The organism is Spiroplasma endosymbiont of Villa modesta (genome assembly GCF_964030925.1).
Lineage (GTDB): Bacteria > Bacillota_I > Bacilli_A > Mycoplasmatales > VBWQ01 > Spiroplasma_E.
This window is the reverse complement of record NZ_OZ034992.1, coordinates 1026193-1045481: the sequence shown is the minus strand read 5'-3', so window position 1 is coordinate 1045481 and position 19289 is coordinate 1026193. Positions and strand designations below refer to the sequence as shown.

23 protein-coding genes are annotated in these 19289 nt (G+C 22.8%); 10 read left to right on the top strand and 13 right to left on the bottom strand.

From position 1 onward, the window contains the following. The first annotated feature begins 3 nt into the window (after nt 1-3). Genes AAHM89_RS06775 through AAHM89_RS06755 form a run of 5 tightly spaced genes read left to right on the top strand, consistent with a single transcriptional unit; the run spans nt 4 to nt 7336 of the window. Nucleotides 4-1722, top strand: a complete 1719-nt coding sequence (locus AAHM89_RS06775) for a hypothetical protein (protein WP_342265824.1) — start codon at nt 4-6, stop codon at nt 1720-1722. A 3-nt stretch (nt 1723-1725) separates the two neighbouring features. Next, a complete protein-coding gene (locus AAHM89_RS06770; RefSeq protein ID WP_342265823.1) occupies nt 1726-3969 on the top strand; it encodes a hypothetical protein in 2244 nt (747 codons plus the stop codon). Between the two features lie 4 nt (nt 3970-3973). Beyond that, entirely contained in the window at nt 3974-4096 is a 123-nt protein-coding gene (locus tag AAHM89_RS06765; RefSeq protein WP_255495924.1) for a hypothetical protein, read from the top strand. Nucleotides 4097-4116: 20 nt separating this feature from the next. After that, nucleotides 4117-5358, top strand: coding sequence for a hypothetical protein (locus AAHM89_RS06760; RefSeq protein WP_342265822.1), 1242 nt, complete (start codon nt 4117-4119; stop codon nt 5356-5358). Continuing rightward, entirely contained in the window at nt 5309-7336 is a 2028-nt protein-coding gene (locus tag AAHM89_RS06755; RefSeq protein WP_342265821.1) for a hypothetical protein, read from the top strand. The genes AAHM89_RS06760 and AAHM89_RS06755 overlap by 50 nt, the downstream gene beginning before the upstream one ends. Here the strand turns inward: AAHM89_RS06755 and AAHM89_RS06750 are convergent. Beyond that, complete coding sequence (locus AAHM89_RS06750; RefSeq protein WP_342265820.1) at nt 7333-7530, bottom strand: hypothetical protein; 198 nt, start codon at nt 7528-7530, stop codon at nt 7333-7335. The two genes, AAHM89_RS06755 and AAHM89_RS06750, sit on opposite strands and share 4 nt — an antisense overlap. Before the next feature lie 383 nt (nt 7531-7913). Between AAHM89_RS06750 and AAHM89_RS06745 the strand changes: the two genes are divergently transcribed. After that, nucleotides 7914-8327 carry a UPF0236 family transposase-like protein gene (locus AAHM89_RS06745; protein ID WP_342265819.1) on the top strand — a complete coding sequence of 138 codons (414 nt, stop codon included), beginning with the start codon at nt 7914-7916 and terminating at the stop codon, nt 8325-8327. 173 nt (nt 8328-8500) lie between these two features. Here AAHM89_RS06745 and AAHM89_RS06740 read toward each other — a convergent pair whose 3' ends face one another. Together AAHM89_RS06740 and AAHM89_RS06735 are read right to left on the bottom strand one after the other, a co-directional pair. Further along, nucleotides 8501-8911, bottom strand: a complete 411-nt coding sequence (locus tag AAHM89_RS06740) for a transposase family protein (RefSeq protein ID WP_339046744.1) — start codon at nt 8909-8911, stop codon at nt 8501-8503. 3 nt (nt 8912-8914) lie between these two features. Next, complete coding sequence (locus AAHM89_RS06735; RefSeq protein ID WP_342265818.1) at nt 8915-9352, bottom strand: transposase family protein; 438 nt, start codon at nt 9350-9352, stop codon at nt 8915-8917. A gap of 254 nt (nt 9353-9606) precedes the next feature. Between AAHM89_RS06735 and AAHM89_RS06730 the strand changes: the two genes are divergently transcribed. After that, complete coding sequence (locus AAHM89_RS06730; RefSeq protein ID WP_342265817.1) at nt 9607-10194, top strand: UPF0236 family transposase-like protein; 588 nt, start codon at nt 9607-9609, stop codon at nt 10192-10194. Between the two features lie 626 nt (nt 10195-10820). Here the strand turns inward: AAHM89_RS06730 and AAHM89_RS06725 are convergent. The 7 genes from AAHM89_RS06725 to AAHM89_RS06695 all read right to left on the bottom strand — a co-directional run bounded on the left by AAHM89_RS06725 (nt 10821) and on the right by AAHM89_RS06695 (nt 13909). Beyond that, on the bottom strand, nt 10821-11456 hold the full coding sequence (locus AAHM89_RS06725; RefSeq protein ID WP_342265816.1) for a hypothetical protein: 636 nt from the start codon (nt 11454-11456) through the stop codon (nt 10821-10823). Between the two features lie 13 nt (nt 11457-11469). After that, nucleotides 11470-11736 carry a hypothetical protein gene (locus AAHM89_RS06720; protein WP_342265815.1) on the bottom strand — a complete coding sequence of 89 codons (267 nt, stop codon included), beginning with the start codon at nt 11734-11736 and terminating at the stop codon, nt 11470-11472. Continuing rightward, nucleotides 11687-11881 (bottom strand): hypothetical protein, encoded by a 195-nt coding sequence (locus tag AAHM89_RS06715; RefSeq protein WP_342265814.1) that lies wholly within the window; start codon nt 11879-11881, stop codon nt 11687-11689. Before AAHM89_RS06715 ends, AAHM89_RS06720 begins: the two co-directional genes overlap by 50 nt. Nucleotides 11882-12057: 176 nt before the next feature. Continuing rightward, nucleotides 12058-12354, bottom strand: a complete 297-nt coding sequence (locus AAHM89_RS06710) for a hypothetical protein (RefSeq protein WP_342265813.1) — start codon at nt 12352-12354, stop codon at nt 12058-12060. Between the two features lie 146 nt (nt 12355-12500). After that, a complete protein-coding gene (locus AAHM89_RS06705; protein WP_342265812.1) occupies nt 12501-12839 on the bottom strand; it encodes a hypothetical protein in 339 nt (112 codons plus the stop codon). A gap of 9 nt (nt 12840-12848) precedes the next feature. After that, a complete protein-coding gene (locus AAHM89_RS06700; RefSeq protein ID WP_342265811.1) occupies nt 12849-13292 on the bottom strand; it encodes a hypothetical protein in 444 nt (147 codons plus the stop codon). A 23-nt stretch (nt 13293-13315) separates the two neighbouring features. Beyond that, the gene (locus tag AAHM89_RS06695; RefSeq protein WP_342265810.1) at nt 13316-13909 is read right to left on the bottom strand and encodes a PTS transporter subunit EIIC; all 594 of its coding nucleotides are present in this window, start codon (nt 13907-13909) and stop codon (nt 13316-13318) included. A gap of 114 nt (nt 13910-14023) precedes the next feature. On the opposite strand from AAHM89_RS06695, the gene AAHM89_RS06690 reads away from it, so the two are divergent. Beyond that, nucleotides 14024-15001 carry an IS3 family transposase gene (locus AAHM89_RS06690; RefSeq protein WP_342265776.1) on the top strand — a complete coding sequence of 326 codons (978 nt, stop codon included), beginning with the start codon at nt 14024-14026 and terminating at the stop codon, nt 14999-15001. Here the strand turns inward: AAHM89_RS06690 and AAHM89_RS06685 are convergent. Together AAHM89_RS06685 and AAHM89_RS06680 are read right to left on the bottom strand one after the other, a co-directional pair. Beyond that, on the bottom strand, nt 14998-15225 hold the full coding sequence (locus tag AAHM89_RS06685; RefSeq protein WP_342265809.1) for a hypothetical protein: 228 nt from the start codon (nt 15223-15225) through the stop codon (nt 14998-15000). The two genes, AAHM89_RS06690 and AAHM89_RS06685, sit on opposite strands and share 4 nt — an antisense overlap. Before the next feature lie 146 nt (nt 15226-15371). Beyond that, nucleotides 15372-16133, bottom strand: coding sequence for a fructose PTS transporter subunit IIA (locus tag AAHM89_RS06680; protein WP_342265808.1), 762 nt, complete (start codon nt 16131-16133; stop codon nt 15372-15374). Nucleotides 16134-16430: 297 nt separating this feature from the next. Here AAHM89_RS06680 and AAHM89_RS06675 point away from each other — a divergent pair, with 297 nt between their 5' ends. Then, on the top strand, nt 16431-17696 hold the full coding sequence (locus AAHM89_RS06675; RefSeq protein WP_342265807.1) for a rod shape-determining protein: 1266 nt from the start codon (nt 16431-16433) through the stop codon (nt 17694-17696). Nucleotides 17697-17962: 266 nt separating this feature from the next. On the opposite strand, the gene AAHM89_RS06670 is transcribed toward AAHM89_RS06675, so the two are convergent. Further along, nucleotides 17963-18625 (bottom strand): FMN-dependent NADH-azoreductase, encoded by a 663-nt coding sequence (locus tag AAHM89_RS06670; RefSeq protein ID WP_252320342.1) that lies wholly within the window; start codon nt 18623-18625, stop codon nt 17963-17965. Nucleotides 18626-18850: 225 nt separating this feature from the next. Between AAHM89_RS06670 and AAHM89_RS06665 the strand changes: the two genes are divergently transcribed. After that, nucleotides 18851-19288, top strand: coding sequence for a transposase family protein (locus AAHM89_RS06665; RefSeq protein ID WP_342265806.1), 438 nt, complete (start codon nt 18851-18853; stop codon nt 19286-19288). Nucleotide 19289 lies beyond the last annotated feature (1 nt).

The following is a 19289-nucleotide window of genomic DNA, read 5'->3' as shown; positions in this document are numbered from 1 at the left end:
ATCATGCCAATAGGTACAACTAATACAGCAATACTTTTAAACATAAATAAACCAAAACATACTAGAACAAGTAACCAACAAGAAAATAAAAGTTTTTGATGAGAAATTTTAGAAATGATTGGTGTACAAGTTATAGCAGTAGCACTTGCTCCTTTTACTGGTGGATTAAGTGAAAGTATAGCACTTGGATTAGGTGCAAGTGATTTAATTGCTAGTATTAGTGCTGTTGGTGTAGAATTTTTAACTGATTTTACTATTAATCAAGTTTATGATTATTTAAAAGGAAATGTAACACCATTAAATACTTTTTTTAATATATTACCAGCATTTGCTGGACTTAATAAAATTAGTCGTGGTTATCGTACAACTAAATTTATTAAGTTAGCACAAAAAACTAAAACATTAGAACAAGTTGGTATTAAAGAAGCAAAAAACTTACAAGAAATTATTAGTCAAGTAAGTGGAAAAGAAATTTTAACAGATAAAATTATTGGTAATAAACGTTATTTAATGAATTATAGTTTTACTCCTAATCGTGAAACAGTATTACGAGATTTAGGTTATGTTGCTGAAAGACAATATAAGAATAATTTTCAAAAATTAGAAACAGAAAAATTAATGGAACACTTATTATTACAAAATACATTAATAAAATTAAGTCCACAATTAACTCCTAAATTTAAAATTAAAGATATCGAAAAAGCAAATAACTTTTTAAAAAAATTTAATACTGATTTAAAAAAAGTACTATCTATGAATCAGCATGATTGATTAAATTTAGTTCATACAATACATACAGAAAATAGATATGGAAAAACTTTAATTTTAGATTTACAAAAAATTCGTGCTAATGCTATTAAATTTGCTTTTAAAAATAATGTTATTCATCAACTTGTTTTAAAAGCAAATCAAACTTTTAAATATTTTGATATTAGATTTTATTTAAAAAAAGGTTTAAATAAATTTTGAAAAGATACATCATATTTTGAAAAAATACGAGAAAGTATATATAAATTACAAGAAAAATTTGAAAAGTTAGAAAAACAAGCATTTGAAAAAATTAATAAATTAAAACAAAAAGCAACTGATTTATTTACTAGTGCAGAAAAAAGAGCAATTAAACATGCACAATTAATTCCATTAAATTCACCAGTATTTATGGGTTGTAAAATTCAACCTTTATCATTAGATAAATGTGCAATTACTATTTATCATCGCAATCCTAAATATAAACCAATTACAGTTGTTGATAGTATTCTTAAAGCAAAAACTTTTGTTACTCAAATACATCCATTTCATTGATATCGTTGATATAGTGGTTGATACATTGGTTATGGGGTAAATAGTAATAAATGATTAAAAGCAATAGCATTTGCTCCACCAGTGGTGCAACAAGTAATTAGAGATAGTTTTAAAGTATATAGAGAAATATTTAGAACTATTAGAACTTATCATAAAGTAGTAAATGTTATTAATAATCCTATTGAAAATATTAACAAATCATTTAAAAATGTTGGTTTAAAATTTTCAGTAAATACTTTATTTGGTACTGGATTATTACATCATTTAGAAAAGTTTGCATATAGTCAAGTTATAGCAAAAAGTAAGAAAAAATTAAAAAAAGGTAAAAATAAAATACAAAAAGAAATTGAACATATAACACATAAAAAAACAAAAAAACATACTCATCATTATAAAAAAGCATTTTTTAAGGAATGATAAATTATGATTAATAAACTTTGAACTGGTGTCAGTCTTGAAAATTATAATAACTGATATCCATTAACTGGAAAAATTACAAAAACACCACAGCAATATATACAAACATGATCAAACGCTCATGATTGATTTAAAACTTTTGCTATTCGTGCTCAAAATGATATTAATGCTTATCTTGATTTTATTTTATCTAAATTTCCTTTTGATAGTTTTAAAGATGAATTAATTAAAGAAACATTAAGAGATATGGTTTATGTAATGGTTGAACATTGAGTATTTAATCGTACACCAATTGAATTTAATGTTGATGCTACTATTCAATTTAATAATGGTAGTCAATTTAGTGCAAATAGTACTCCTACGATTAATGTTTGAGATTTAGCACCTAGTAGAATGAAAATATGAGCAAGATTAACAGAATTAAAACAAATATTTTCAAGTTATAATGATGATGAAATAGATGTTGAAAAAATTGACTTAAAAGCATTTTATACTAGAAATCAAGTTGATGAATTAATTGAACAACAAAAAGAATTTACATTATTAAAACAAATTAAATTGTATGATGATTTAGTTGATGATAATGAAAATGAAATATATAGAGGTCCTGTTAGTAAATTTGTTAATAAAGGTTATGTAGCAACTGATTATGATAAAGAAACTGAAACAATGATTTTAGATTGACCTGATGAAATTGGTACATTACCACCAGAAGCATTACAAAATAATCCACAAATTGGTGATTATACACATGCACCAACTTGTGATTTTTCTGCTAAACAACAAAAACGAATTACTACAAATGAAAATAGTATTAAATTATTAGAAACTAAAGTTGATAATAATATCAAATTATTAGCAAATAAAATTGAGATTAATAAACAAAATATTGATGATATTAAAAATAACTGATTTAATATTGAAACTAGTCCATTATGAAAAGAGATATCTAATGAACTTTCAATTGATAATTTAAATAAAGAAATATTAGTAATATGAGGTTATATTTATGAGAGTGATATTTATAAATATAAATATACTAGAAAATCTATATTTAAATTAGATGAAGAATCTGCAATAAAATCATATACTCTATTAGATACTTTTTATTCAGATAAAACTAATAATATTAGATTATATTTAACTTGCAGTAATTGTAAAATTCGCGCTAGTGCTACACCCGGGACATATTATTCAGGATTTATTTCTAATATATATCAATATCAAGGGAATGGAATACCAATTGAATTTATAGCAGAAGATAGTACTGAACGTGATTATTATACAAAAATAGAAACTAATGACTTATTAGATAAAAAACAAGATAAATTAACTGCTGGTGAAAATATTAAGATTAAAAATAATGTTATTAGTGCTTCTGGTGGTGGAGTTGACCCAAATAATTATTATACAAAACCAGAAGTAGATAAAAAATTAATAGAAACAGAACAAAACTTTCCTATTGCATTTCAATTAAATGCTCTTGGTCAAGAAATTCCTATTTTAGAAACTACTAATAAAACTATTGTTGGTGCTATTAATGAAGTTAAAACTAATATTGATAAATTAAATATTATTAAATGAAAAAATGTAGGTAATAAAACTAATAATACTATTGAATATAATTTTAAAATAGATATTTTATATCGGATTGGCTATTCTTGGGGTTTAATTAATGATACTGGTGCTGTTAAATATTTAATTTTTATATATCGTGGAGCAATTACTGAATTAGATAGTTATTTTGTAGGTTCATCTCCAAATAAAAAAAGTGTAGATAATTACACTGATTTAGTTGTTTCAAGTAATAAAATATATTTATCACATGTTAATGATACTACTGGTTTTATATATTCATTAGAAGAAGCACAAAATATAAATACAAAAAATTATAGTGAACAAATATTACCAATAATTCCACCAATACCACCAACTCCTTGTCCATGTCCAAAATGAAAAGAAGTAGGAACAAAAAAAGATAATAAAACTATTCAATTTAATTTTATTAAAAATAAAATATATCGTATTTATTACAATTATTGTGCTACTAATGATAAAACAGAATATTCATGAATATATAAAGAATTTATATATAGTGGAAATAATAATACAGAATATTTAGATAGTTTTATATATACAGATGGTTCATATACGTGATTACAAGTAAATCAAAATAGTATATTCATGACTACTGTTCCATATCCTTTTACATTTGGACAACTTTTAAAATTAGAAGAATTACAGGAATAGTATTATGTTTTTTAAAATTATAAAGATTATTTTAGGTTTAATTGGAGTAATTCTATCATCAGCAACTGCTGGTTTAATTATATTTATTATTGTCAAAATTATATTAAAAATTAATCAAATATTTTAAAAAGAAAGGTGGTGAATATTATGATAAGTCTATTTAAAAGAAAAGATAAAAATAATATTAATGATAATCAAGGTGAAAAATTAAAATTTTTAACTAATAAAAATAAAAGTACACATGCTTCAATTTTAAATTATTTTGGTTTTAATGATTTTAACCATGAAACTTATTTCACTGATTTTGTAGCAGAAAATAATGCTAATTTATATAATGCTCCATTAGAAATTAATAATGAAACTATTAAACAGTATCTAATTCAACAAGAATTTTATAGAAAAAATTGAAATTCTATTTTTAAATTAAGTAAATTAGGAATTAGTGGTTATTTAATTTATATTGCAAATGATAATTTATATTTTCAAGTAGTAGATATACAACAAAGAGTTTATGATATTACTGGTAAATTAATTCAATGTACTATTTTTTATGATAATTATGAACAAAATGCACAAACTGTAAGATTATTTGAAGTTTATACACTAAATAATGAACAAGTAACTATTAATCGTGCAATTTATAGTATTAGTGATAATAAAAAACAATTTCCATTAGATTTTAGAACATATAATAATAATCCTAATTTATTGCAAGAACAAACATTAAATATTAATTATATACCAATAGTAATTATGCGAAATAAAGCAAATGAATTAGCAGATTGTGATAAAGTAATGGATAAAATTAAAGCATTAGATGTTATTTATGAACAAATAGTTTTAGATACTATTTTAAACTCACCAAAGTTTATTTTTAGTCAAACTTATGGTAATGTTCAATCAACATTAGAAGAAGCTGTTAGAACATTAGTTACTAAAAACTACATATTTAAAAGTGGTGGAGATAATAATGAACAAAACGAAAACATCAATATGACAAATAGTAATTTTAAAGGTAAAAATTTAACTGATATATACGATTGAAATGTTAATGAAATATTTAAACGTTGTGGTATTCATATACCAAGTCAAAAGAAATCTGCACAACAATCAGTTCCCGAAAGTACAGCTGTAAATATTTCAACCATTAATTATATTGAACAAAAATTATGGCAATTTAATATTGATATTCTTAAATTTATTCAAATATTAGTACGTTTAGATAAAGATTTATTAAATAGTAAAACATTTAATATTAATGATGAACAAGAAATTAATAACTTAACAGTTAAATTAAAATTATTTAATCCCGAAAATAACCAATTAATAGGAGAGAACAATGGAAAACAACAACAAACCACAAACGAAGTTTCCACAGAAACAAACTAAACTTAATCAAGCAGAAGTAGAAAATGATTATTTAATTGATAATATTCCTTATGATTTTACTAATATGATGGGTGCTACTAGTGACCCAGATATTAATAGAGCATACGATGAATTTAAAAAAAGAACAATTTATATTTATGAAATTGAACGTTTATTTAAAAATAATGAAAATAATAGTTTAAGATTTTCAGCAAATACTATTAAAATTGGTTTTATTGATATTGATAAAGTATTAAAAACTACTGCTGTTGAAACATCTGATTTTACTATGCAATTAAATCAAAGAGCAAGTACTAATATTAATGATAATACAATTGAATATAGTATGACTGATATTAAAAATTTAATATTTCAAGAAATAAATTTACTAAATCAATTTAAATTATATGCAGTATCTATTAATGAACCATTAATTGAAAATAATATTGATAATTTATATATCATTAATAACTATTCACAACCTTATCAAAATCCAAAAACAAGAAGTACTAAAAGCATTACTATTATTAAAATTAAAGATTTTAAAACAAGAGATGGTTATCCCATTATTATTAAATTACAAAAACCATTAGACAAAGATACCAAAGTAACTGGTTTAAAAATTAAAGCCCCTAGAAGCATGATTTTTGGTAATATAAAGGTACTTGGTGAAGTTGACAATATGGAAGTATACCCAAAGTTATTTGTCAAAGATAAGATAGCATTTCCGCTATTATCAATGCCTATTGAAACTCAACCAAAAGTTAGAATATTACAACAATGATTTAGTGAACAAATATTGCCTTGAAATTTAGCAAAACAATTTATAGGACAAGAAAAATCAGTTTTAGATTTGATTAAAATTAGTACTGGTACTGTAACAAGAAAAGAAGTTATTAATAATGCAAGAGTAACTGATACTTGATTAGGTTGAGAAATGGGTGCTGTTTGAGATGGTAATTGACCATTAAAACACGAAATACATTTAGAAGATAAAAAAGTTTTATCTTATAGTAATGAAGGATGATATGTTTATCTTGCAACCAATAATAGATTTAAAAGTATAGCAATTGAAATACAAGATGCACCAACAATTGATAGTTTACAACAACTATTATTAGATATGTTAAGTTATACATATAACTATAATAGAAACTTTGAGGGTGCTACATATAATGATAAAAATGGAAAACCAGAAAATGCTATTGCAAAATTACGTGAAAAATTTGAAGGTCAAAAACCCGATGAAGTTATTACTAATTTGTTTAAACAATGAAAATTAGATTATCCAAATTATATTAATTTAGAACAAATAAAAATATTTAAACAAATAATTATTATGTTATCAAATAATATTTATTCAAATATGTCTATTAGTAAAGGTTTAAATGATGATAATAAAATTTTATTACCTTATTATTTTGAATTAAAATCAAGCCCAATACATCCTAGCAAAAATGATATTTGACAATTTAAAGATGTAAAAGTAATATTAAAATCTGAGTATTTTGATTTTACAGATATAAATAATATTAAATTAAAAAACAATGATATTAGTCAAAATGAATTATTTAAATTAGATGATAACCAGTTTAATTGATTATCTATTACAAATGAATTAGAAAGTAATAATATTCCTTCATTAATTCCTGCTGATTGAACATTAAGTAATGGTGAATATGGAAAGTATTTTACAAGAACAATTATTGAAAAATCTAAAATTAAAAATGCTTTAAACTTATATGGTTCAAATAAAACACAATTATTTTCTAAATTAGAATTTTATAAAGAAATTACACAAATTGATAATAATAGTGAATTTGAGTTAAAAATTGAAAATCCGATTAATAACTTAAATCGGATTGAAATTAATGGTATATTTGGTGCTGGAAATTATGATTTAATTTTATTAACTGATAAACAAGAAATTGATTTAAAAAATATTAATTTATTCGATAAATATAATGAAAATATTTCTTATATAAATATAGAAATTTAATGATTAAAATATCCTTCTGGATAATTTCCATCTCATACTATATCATCATCATTATGCTTTATTTTATCAAAATATAAATATATTTGATGATTATCTAAACTTTTATGTGACCATATAGTTGTTGTTCCTAATATTACTTGTCCATTTGTTTCTAGATAAGATTTAACATTAGTACCTACATTATGGATAAGCACCCCCCATGATTAAACCTATTGTTCCAGTTGTAGCACCAGTTAGTGCTAATGCTAATGTTATTTTACTTAAATTTGTTTTTATTCATGTTTTCATCTTAAATTACTCCTTTTTTCCTTGATTTTACTTTTAAATTGTACTATTTTTCATTATTTTTACAAGTATGCTTTTAAATGCAAAATAACGCCTAAATTAAAGGCGTTTATTTTATGAGACCTATACTATTAATTATATTGAAATTGTTTATTATATTTTAAATATGAAAGTGGTTTTTTTATTTAATTTTAAATTACACTTATATATGTATATAATAAACAAGTAAATTAATATTTTAAATTATTTACAATAAATTTTGATTTTTTTAAAATAGTTAGGAGAAGTAAATATGAATTTTAATTATAAATGAAATTTTAGAGAACAAAGTGCAAAAATTGATAAATTAGTTTTAGAACATATAAGAAAAAAATGAGAAAAATGAGATTGAAGAATAAAAAATACAAGAGATAAAAAGAAATATAAAATTGTTGATTATGAATATCGAACAAGAAAAACATTATATGGAATGGTAACTTATAAAAGAAGAATTTATGAATACTTTGATGAAAAATTACAAAAATGAGTTCGTATTTGTTTAGTTGATGAATGACTAGAATTACCTAAATATAAAAGAATTGGTGAAGATGTTGAACAAACTATTATTGAATATTTTGCTGATGGAAAAAGATACAGAGATATTTGAGATATTATAAAAAAAGTAAATATTAGTCTTAGGACATATTCCGTAATTAAATTTAATTAATTGTCAATAAAATTGTTTTAAAACTATTTAGTGTTATTGAATATAGAAATAAATATTTTTTGAAAAAATAGTTTAAAAAATGAGTTTACATTTTAAACAAAAAATTGTTAATAATATTTTTATATTAACTCGATAAAAATTTAAATTTTAAAAAAATATTTTTAATATTTTTTTTATTTTAATGGTTTTATTTTATTAAAAATTTCACAAAGTAAGTTAAATCTTAAGTACATAAGTCTAAATTTAGATTTTCTACATTTATTTACTAAAATTTTGAATCTTTTCAATCAAGCAAAGACATGTTCAACTTTAATTCTAATTTTAGATACAATCTTATTGTATTTTCTTTCTTGTTTAGTTAATTTTTTATTTTTAGTTCTTTTAATTGGTATTATTGTATTTTTATAAATATTTTGTATACCTTGATATCCTAAATCACCAATAATTATTGTTTTTTCTGAAAATTCAAGATTTGAATTTTTTAATATTTGAAAATCATGCACTTTACCATTATCAGCAAAAATATCAACAATTTTTTTATTAAAAAATCATATACAATTTGAAATTTTATAGAATACATTCAACTTTTACCAGAAAAATATTCTAACTGTAGTTTTTTTAGTTGGTCTTTCAATTTCAATCTCAGTTGAAACAATTAAATAAAATTGAAATTCATTTGAATTTTCTTGTTTTTTATCAATTTTTAATTTATATCTTTCTTTTAAAAATTGGTAATCTTTGTGGTTACTAAGTTTATTTTCTACTCAAGTAATATTTTGAAAACAACTTGATGGGCTCATTTTAGATTTAATACTCATTTGAAAAAAAGTATAATATTCTTTTCAGTATAATAAAGTCATCATTAATCTTTCTTCTACTGAAAGTTTATTTTTTCGACCTTTATTTTTTTCTAATTTTTCTATTTCAATTAATTTTTCTAACATTTCATTAAAATGAAAACGTTTTATACCAAAATATCTGTAAAATTCTTCATTTTTTAATTTTTTTAAATTTTCAAAAATCATTTTTATCAACACTTTTCTAAATTTATTGTTAATAACAAAATTATAAAATAAATTTTAAAATTATTAATTGACTTTTAAAAAATTTAATTACGGAATATGTCTTTAGTTCTATTCATAGAGTTTTTAAAAATTTAGAAGTAATTGAAGCAAATCCAGTAAAAGTAAAATTAGAAAAAAATCAACCTATTTTTGTTGCTATTGATGATGGTCACCGAAAATTTTGAAATTTTAAACGTAAAGGTACAAAGCATTCTATGCGATTAATAGTAACATATACAGATAATATTAATCATAAAGTACAAAATAAAAGAGTAAAGGCAATTATAAGACCAACAAAAATAGCAATTGGCGTTAAAAAAACTGCTGAATTTGTTAAAGAACATTGTCAAAAATTTTATGAAAATATTGAACAAGCAAAAATTATTATTTGTGGTGATAGTGCAGGATGAATTAAAGATGTTGCTGATTATTTAGGTGCACAGTTTGTTTTAGATAAATTCCATTTAATTGGAACATTATATCTTGGTATAATGGCGGGAAATAAAGGAAAATATTTAAAAGAATATAATTACTGTAAAAATTTAATTAATAATGGTCAATATGAACAATTAATTGATTATTTATATAAAGAATTAGATAATCATAAAAAATTAAAGAAAAAATATTTTAAAAATAATAAACAAGGTATTGAAAATCAAGTTGCAAAATGAAATATTGGTTGCTTTACTGAAACAAATATTTGACATGTTTTAAAAGAAATGCTTGGTAATAGAACATATAATATTTTAATTTATATTAAAATGGTTATTTTTAAATGTAATAAGATAAATTTAGAAACATAGTTTTAATGAATGTAATAATTATTGATTATTTCACAATTTGCAATAAAGTCTCAAAAATTTTTATTTTTAATTTTTATTTTTAAATAAACTATTCTTAAAATTAAAAATATAGTTATAAATATTAAAATTGGTACTAAAATCTCACAAAAAATAATTCCAATTTTAAATTGTAATAAAGAATAATGATAATAATTATGAACAGTATAATAGTTTCCAAAATTTTTAAGAGAAATGTTATTATTACTTAGAATATAATATAAACTATATTTACTTCATAATATAAAACCATTATATTTAAATATTTTTTTTAAAATTTTATGTAAAGAAATATCTTTCGAGATTACTACTTCTTTTCCATGAAATAAACCTATTAATCACAATCCTATAATTAAAGTTAAAATAGTTAAAATAAATAATGATACAGTTAATAACTGTAATTTTTTAAGTGTTTTAATTTTCATTTTTAAATTCTCCTTAACTTTATTCCATAAGTTTAGCACTTACTAAACTTAATTATAAGTATTTTAGTTGAAATATCTTTTAAAAAATAGTAAGATGAATGTACAATTTCATAAAAATCCTAATTATTTCTTGTCTAACAAAATAATAAGACTATATGAATTAATTTATTCCGGATTTTTGACAATCTCCCAAATTTTTTTAGTAAACTTTTTTGATTTACTTGTTGTAAGTTTTGTATTATTTACTACTGGTTTTAATTTATCAAAATTAACATTTTTAATATCATTATTTAGTTCTTGATTTTTACAAATTTTATATATTTTTCTTATTCTTTCATTTTTTAACATTGACTTTCTTGCTTTATAAATCTTAAATGCTATAACTGATCCAATTACTCCACCAATTGCATAGGGCATAATTTTAATTAAATTTTCAATTCCTAAAAAAAATGAAGTAATACCGTTATAAAATGATTCAATATTATTACCAATATTATTAAAAAAAGTTTTTATATTATTACCAAAATCTTTAAAGGCAGTTTCAAAATTATGAACAAATGTTTGAAAACCTTCACTAATTTCATTACTCAGAGATTGAAACTCCTTACCTAGATCATTAAAGACATTACTTGCATCATTGCTAAAAGATTGAAAATTAGTATTTAAATCTTTTGTAAATACTTCAAATTCTGAACTTATATTATCACCAAAATTATTAAAGAAAGTTTCAGTATCATTTTCAAAAGACTGAAACTGTGAACCTAAATCATTAAACAAGTCTTCGATAGGATCAAAATGCATAAGTAATCCTCCTTTAAACTATAAATGTATATGATATTACATAGAAATAAGAGGTTTTTGGTTTTTTTTGTTTATCAGCAACAGGTTTTGAAGATGGACTTATAGACATTAAATTAGCAGCATTTATTACATCTTGAGAAATAGGATTACCCTTATTTAAAGTAGCAAAAGTCATAGGAACAGTAGATAATGTGTTTGCTAATTCTTTTGTAAGAATATCATCGACTGAATTATTTTGAATACTCAATTCTTTTAATTGTTTTTCTTGTTCGATATTCATAATCAACAATTTTATATTTCTTTTTATCTCTTGTATTTTTTATTCTTCAATCTCATTTTTCTCATTTCTTTGTTATATGTTCTAAAATTAAATTATCAATTTTAGGATATTGTTCTTTATAAGTTCATTTGTAATTAAAATTCACATTTACTTCTCCTAACTATTTTAAAAAAAATCTAAATTTATTGTAAATATATTTAAAAAAATAATTTACTTTAATATTATAAACATATATAAGTGTAATTTTGACTAAAATCAAAATTATTTAAAAAAATACTTTCATATTTAAAATATAATAAACAAGTTCAATATAATTAATAGTTATAGGTCTCACAAAATAAACGCCTTTAATTTAGGCGTTATTTTGCATTTAAAAGCATACTTGTAAAAATAATCAAAAATAGTATTATAATTATTATCAGTAAGTCCTGCACCAAATCCACCTGCTAAAAACCCCAACGTACCACCTATTGTTGGCGCATGATTAATAGCAATTTTCCCCGCTTTTTTTGCTGTACTTTTTGTTTTTAATATCATTTCTTCTTGAATTGCTTTTTGTTTTTTATAATTTTTATATTCTTTTTCTGTCATTTGTATATTTTGTATATTTTTAGGCATATCTTTTAATCTCCCTTTCAAATATTTTAATTTAATAAAAATCCTAATATAGAGAAATATCTATATTAGGATTGGACATCTATTAAATTATAATTAGAATTGTAATTTATTTTTTTTAATGTGTCAATTAAAATGCTTTTTTTAGTTTAAATAGTTAAATTATCAATAATACTCTTAATTTCTTCTGCTTCTTTAAATTCATTTTTTCGTTTGAAGGCTATACACAAATTAGATAATAAAATTTCTTGATTATTAGTTTTTTCAATTTCATTTTTTAAAACAAAATAAAGGTACCCACACTGTCAAAAAGTTGGCTTTCTAAGAACTAAATAATTAATATTATTAATCATAATAATATTTTTAGTTTGTTTTTTTAAACTAAAAGTTGTTAATCCTTTATGATAAATAGTTATTTTTTTATCATCAATAGTTATTGTACTTCGACTATATTGATTTTCAAATCATCAATTTTTTTTATTATTCATATATTAATATTATTTTCTTTTTTTATTTTTAGTTTTAATTCCAATTTTATTTAATAACGTTAAAATTGAAGATCTATATAATCCTTGCTTTTGCAATAAAAGTGAAGTATAAATAATAGATTGTACTACCGTACCAATAATAATAGCTACTGCATATCATAAAATACCAATATAACTACCATCAATATTAGTAACACCACCAAATAAAGCAATAATAAAAGAACCTCAAGCCCCGACATGACCAAGTACACCAAAACCAAATGCTAAAGCACCCGCAACAGCACTACCAATAACATTAGCAACTATTGTTCTTCATGTATCTCTCACTGCAAATGGAATAGCAGATTCAGAAATTCCCATAAACCCTAATAATCAGGCATTTCACCCTAATGATTGTTCTTGTTTTGTAAATAATTTACGACTAAATACTGTTGATGTTAATGCACAACCCAATGGCGCAATCGGAATCGCTGCTGCTACTGGTCCATTAATCGACCACCATCTTGTACCATTAATGATGTTGCAACAAGAACAGCTGTTTTATTAATTGGACCACCCATATCAAATCCAACCATTGCTCCTAATAATAATTCAACTAAAAACCCTATATTTGGATATAACCCCATTCAACTTAAACCATAATCCAATGCACCCATTACATATCCAAATGGTGCTGCTAAAAAGAAAGCGGTTGGAATTGCAATAATTGCTGTACAAAAAACAGGAATAATAATAATTGGCATAATTGGTAATAATCATTTTGGTACTTTTCATGAATTTACAAATCTAACTAAATAACCAACCATTAATCCTCCATAAAGAGCACCAAATAATGTTCATGAAACATTAGCGTTACCCTGAAAAGGTTGACTTGCATCAATTTTAGAACTAGCAGTAAGATTAAATACTCCTCATCCAAACCACATTCCCGTACCAGGTGATACTAATAAAAATGTAATAATCATTGCTGGAGCAATACCGGGACGTCCTGCGATTGAATAAGCAATATAAGCACCCATGATTGGTATCATCAATGTAAAGCCAATACCAGCAATGTTATTGATAATCATTAATAGCCACTTAGCCCTTTTTACTAGACCATTAATTTAAAAAACCTGAATGTATTCTAAAAACAATTGTGTTATATAATTAACACTAATTTTAACCTGAAAGGATTTTTATTAATGGATAAAATTAAACAAATAGCATTAGTAATTAACAAATTAAATATCAAAGAAAAAATTAAAATTATTGATGATTGTAAAAATCAATATTCAATTAGAAACCTATGTCAATATCTTCAATTAAACAGATCAACATATTACTTTTTAAAAAATAAACAAAAACCTATTAAAAAAGAAGAAAATCATATTATTAAATGCAATCATAAATATCAAAAAATATGCCAACTTTTAATCGAATTTCATTCTACAAGAAAAGGCAGAATTTATGGATATTTAAGAATTTTTTCAGCTTTTAAAGAGTGATTAAAACAAGAAAAAAATATCATTTTAAATATAGAATTATCAATAAAACAAATGCGAAAAATTATGAAAGAACACAATATTCAAGGATTAAAACAAACTAAAAATAACTATCCTAAAAACAAAAAAAATCCAAATAAGTGAATACCTACAATGGATAAAGTAAACAAAGATTATAAAAGTACAACCTCTTCAAATCAAATTTGATCAATGGACACTAAACAAATAAATACTAAAGAAGGATGATTATATCTTTTTGTAATTATTGATTTTTATTCAAATAATGTTGTTAGTTATAATATTGCTCCTAATAAATCATATCAGGATTTAATTCTTCCTGCTCTTGAAAAAATCAACAAACAATTTTCTTGAAATCAAGTAAAAAATGTTATTTTACATTCAGATAACGCCAACGAATTTTATTGTCAGGATATCACAAAATGAGCAGAGGATAAACAAATAATTTTAAGCAAAAAACAACCTTATGATATTGGTGGTAATGTATTATCTGAAAACTGATTTTCTCATTTATCTCAAGAATGACTACCTAAAGGATCAAATCAATATTTATCCATCAATGAAGCTATAAATGATGTAAATCAATATGTTATGTTTTATAATTATGAAAGAATACATTCTAAATTTCTAAAACCACCAATTTTACAAATTAAAATTTAGAATTTTATATCAAAAATGGTCCAGTAATTAAGGGCCAACCACCATACATGCATTAACGTTGTACCACCAATTAATCCAGAATTAACTCCTGGTGGATTTGTTTTTAATCAAGCAAGTTGTTCTTCTCATGAATTTTTAAATTCAAATCCATTACCAAAAGTACCTTTTGCGATACCACCAACAATAGCAAAAATTAAACCAGCAAAAACAACAAATGGTATCATATATGATACTCCACTTAATAAATTTTTTAAAATTGCTGGTTTACCTTTCGAAGTATTTAAAATGAAATCACCACTATTTCCATTAGATTCACCGTATATTTTTGCTTTTGTTAAACTTTCTTTAATAGTTTGTTTAGTATCTTTAACTACTGGTTTTGTACCACAAGTATATGTTTTTTACCAATAAAACGTTCTAAGTCAATTGCAACATCTGTTGCTAAAATAACGACATCCGCTTCTTTAATTTCTTGTTCTGTTAGTACATATTCTGGTCCTTTTTGACCTTGACATTCAATATGTACTTGATAGCCTAGTTCTTTTCCTGCGGTTTCTAATAATTCTTTACACATGTAAGTATGAACTACTCCAGTTGTACAAGAAGAAACTCCAATAATTTTTTTTGTTTCCTTATTTTTCATTGTTTTTATTTCTTTTTTAGTACTATTTTTAACTGTTTCATCATTAATAAGCGATATTATTTCTTGTGAATTTTTTGCATTTTTTAATTTTTTACGAAAATCTTCATTTACAAGTTTAATTGCAAGTGTACTTAAAATATCTAAATGTAAATTTTCTGCTTGTGTTTTAGGAATTATTAAAGCAATAATAAAAGTTGTTAATTGTCCATCTATTGCTTTTCAGTCAACACCATTATTATTACATAATATTAGAATTGCAGGTTTTTTAATTGATTTAATTCTAGCATGTGGAATTGCAATTCCACCTTCAAAACCTGTTGATGATTCTTGTTCACGAGCAAGAAATGCTTTTAGTAATTCATCACGATTAGTAATATAACCTAATGAAAATGCCAAATCAGTAATTTTAGTTAGTGTTTCTATTTGATTTTTAATATTAGATTCAAAAATAATATGTGAGTTGTTTAATAAATCATTAGTTATTTTCAATTTTACCTTCCTTTCCAATGATTATTTTATCTCCTTTTTTTAATAAAAACCAGAGATTTTTTCAGATAATTAAAATATATTTTTAACTATTTATTCAATTAAATTTAATATTTATAAAATTAGATATATTACATACTTCAAAGTTTTTGCTGTTTTTTAAACAAAATATAATAAATAAAAATTATCAACATTAATCCCATATTTCCTTATAAATTAATATAAATAACTTATTTATAAAATAATGTAAAATTAATTTAGATAAAATTTAAGTATTTAAAGAAAGGGAAAATTAGAGAAATGTTTAAAATAAGAAAAGAAAATTTAAATCAGAAAAATAACAAACTTAAATCAATAACTGATTATCAATGATTAGCTTTAGATATCGGAACAGAAAACTTTAAAGCTAGACATATTAATATAGGTCTTAGATATGATGCTCCAACCTATTTAGCTGAAGACTATGAAAAAAATAGAATTCTTTACGGTGAAGAGGCTAAGGCTTTAACTGACAAAACAAATGAAAACGTTATTATTAAACGTCCAGTTCGTGATGGTAATATTGCTGATCCAGATGCTTTAGAACGTATTCTTACTAAAATTTTTCAAGATTTCAGACTTGAAATTAAAAATTTAAAAGAAATTAATAACAATTCTATAAAAAAACATGAAAAATTAGATAAAAATCGTAATTTGATTGTGTTGATGGCAACACCAAGTGAAATTAATTCAGTACAAAAAGAAGCTTTAGAAAATATTGTATATCGTTTAGGAGCACTCCGTGGATTTGTACAAGAAGAAGTAAAAATGGCAGCCTTAGGTTCAGGGCAAGATATTTTTGGAAGTGCAATTATGTGCATTGATATTGGTGGTGGCAGTACTGATGTTGCTATTATTAGTAATAATTCAATATTATATTCATATACAACACATTGTGCTGGTGACTATTTAATACAAAAAGTTCAAGAATATATTATAAAAAAACATGCCTTAAAAGTTGGAATAAAAGAAGCTGAAGATGTTATTAAAAATATTGGCTCACTTATGAAATATCAAGATGAAAAACCATACACAATTTCGGGTTTTTCATTACCTAGATTAAATTCTCAACTAGGAGAAACAATGTCAATTTCTAAAACTATTGAAATTACACCAGAAGAAATTCGTGAAAATGTTATGCAAGTTCAATTCAAAGAACATATTATTCCAGCCATTCGTAGAGTACTAAGAACTGTTGGTGACAAGGCTGCTGGAAGTATTAGTGATTTAAAGAAAAAAGGTAAGGGAATCACAATTTGTGGTGGTGGAGCTTATATTAAAAAAGTTGATAAATTTATTCAAGAAGAATTAGCTAAAGAATATTATATTGAAGTTAAAACTGAAAAAGGTACAAAACCAATGCGTCAAAAATATGAAGGAGATCTTTTTGAAGTGCGTACTGCTCTAAATCCTTTAGATAATGTTATTGATGGTTGTGTAAAATATCGTGATACAATTTACAAACAATTAATAATTGAACAAAATCCTAATCGTGAAATTCTAATAAAGGACGAAGATTTAGGATAAAAAAACTATAAAAATCTTAAATTAATTTAAAAATAGTGCTAATTAGCACTATTTTTAAATTAGTATTTTAAATTATTAAAAATTTTTTTTAAACTTTGGTAATTTTTTTGAGTTATGAAGTCCTGAATCAAAAGAAAAACTTTCGTATTTCATAACATTTGATACATTTCACTTTGATAAATTTTAATTAAATTTTAAAGCATGAGCAAACATTAAATTCATATTCGTAACATTTGAAGTATCTCAACTTGATATATTTTTTAAAGTTAAAACTTTTTTGCTGCTTCTTTAATATACTGTTCAAATTTATCCATCGTTTTTTCTGGCCCTAATGCTGGCAAACCTCCACCTTTTGCTAATATTTTAGAACCAATAAGTAAATTAGCATCATTTTGATGAAGTTCTTGAACCTTAGTACCACAAATAAGAATTGGTTCTACTACTTTAGCACCTACAAATTCTCATGTCCCTTTTAAATAAGTTGCATGATTACCTCATAAATATCAGCCATATGGCGCTCCTTGTGTCGCCAAAATTTGAACTTTTAAATGTGGTAATAATCCTCTAGCTTCACCTTGTTTGGTATATTTATAATCAAAAGTTTTACCAGCAACTAAGATGTGATCTAAATAATTTTTTGTCATGCTAGTAACATTAAAATTTGTCATTGGTGTTGTATATATAACTTTATTAACATTTTTTAGTTGATTAATATAATAATCAGAATCTTTTTCATTAAAATATGAAGTAAAGTTTTTTTGCGTAATAGTAATACTTGCCATTGGTATTTGATTTAAATCTAATTCAATTATTGAATCTTCTGGATGAAATTCACGATAATATTTAACAAAACGAGATACTAAACTTTCAGAATAAGATAGTTCTTTTTTAATCATAGAAGAACGAATTACTAATATTTTATTTGCCATTATTTTTGCCTCCGAAATATCTAAAATAACTTTATAATTTGATTTTATCAGTTTTTATTTATTATTTTTTAAAAAATAATAAATAAAAATATAGTTTTATAAAAAAATCAAATATTTATTATAATTTTATCAATTTCTATAAAAGACATATTCCGTAATTAAATTTTTTAAAAGTCAATTAATAATTTTGTTATTAACAATAAATTTAGAAAAGTGTTGATAAAAATGATTTTTGAAAATTTAAAAAAATTAAAAAATGAAGAATTTTACAGATATTTTGGTATAAAACGTTTTCATTTTAATGAAATGTTAGAAAAATTAATTGAAATAGAAAAATTAGAAAAAAATAAAGGTCGAAAAAATAAACTTTCAGTAGAAGAAAGATTAATGATGACTTTATTATACTGAAAAGAATATTATACTTTTTTTCAAATGAGTATTAAATCTAAAATGAGCCCATCAAGTTGTTTTCGAAATATTACTTGAGTAGAAAATAAACTTAGTAACCACAAAGATTACCAATTTTTAAAAGAAAGATATAAATTAAAAATTGATAAAAAACAAGAAAATTCAAATGAATTTCAATTTTATTTAATTGTTTCAACTGAGATTGAAATTGAAAGACCAACTAAAAAAACTACAGTTAGAATATTTTTCTGGTAAA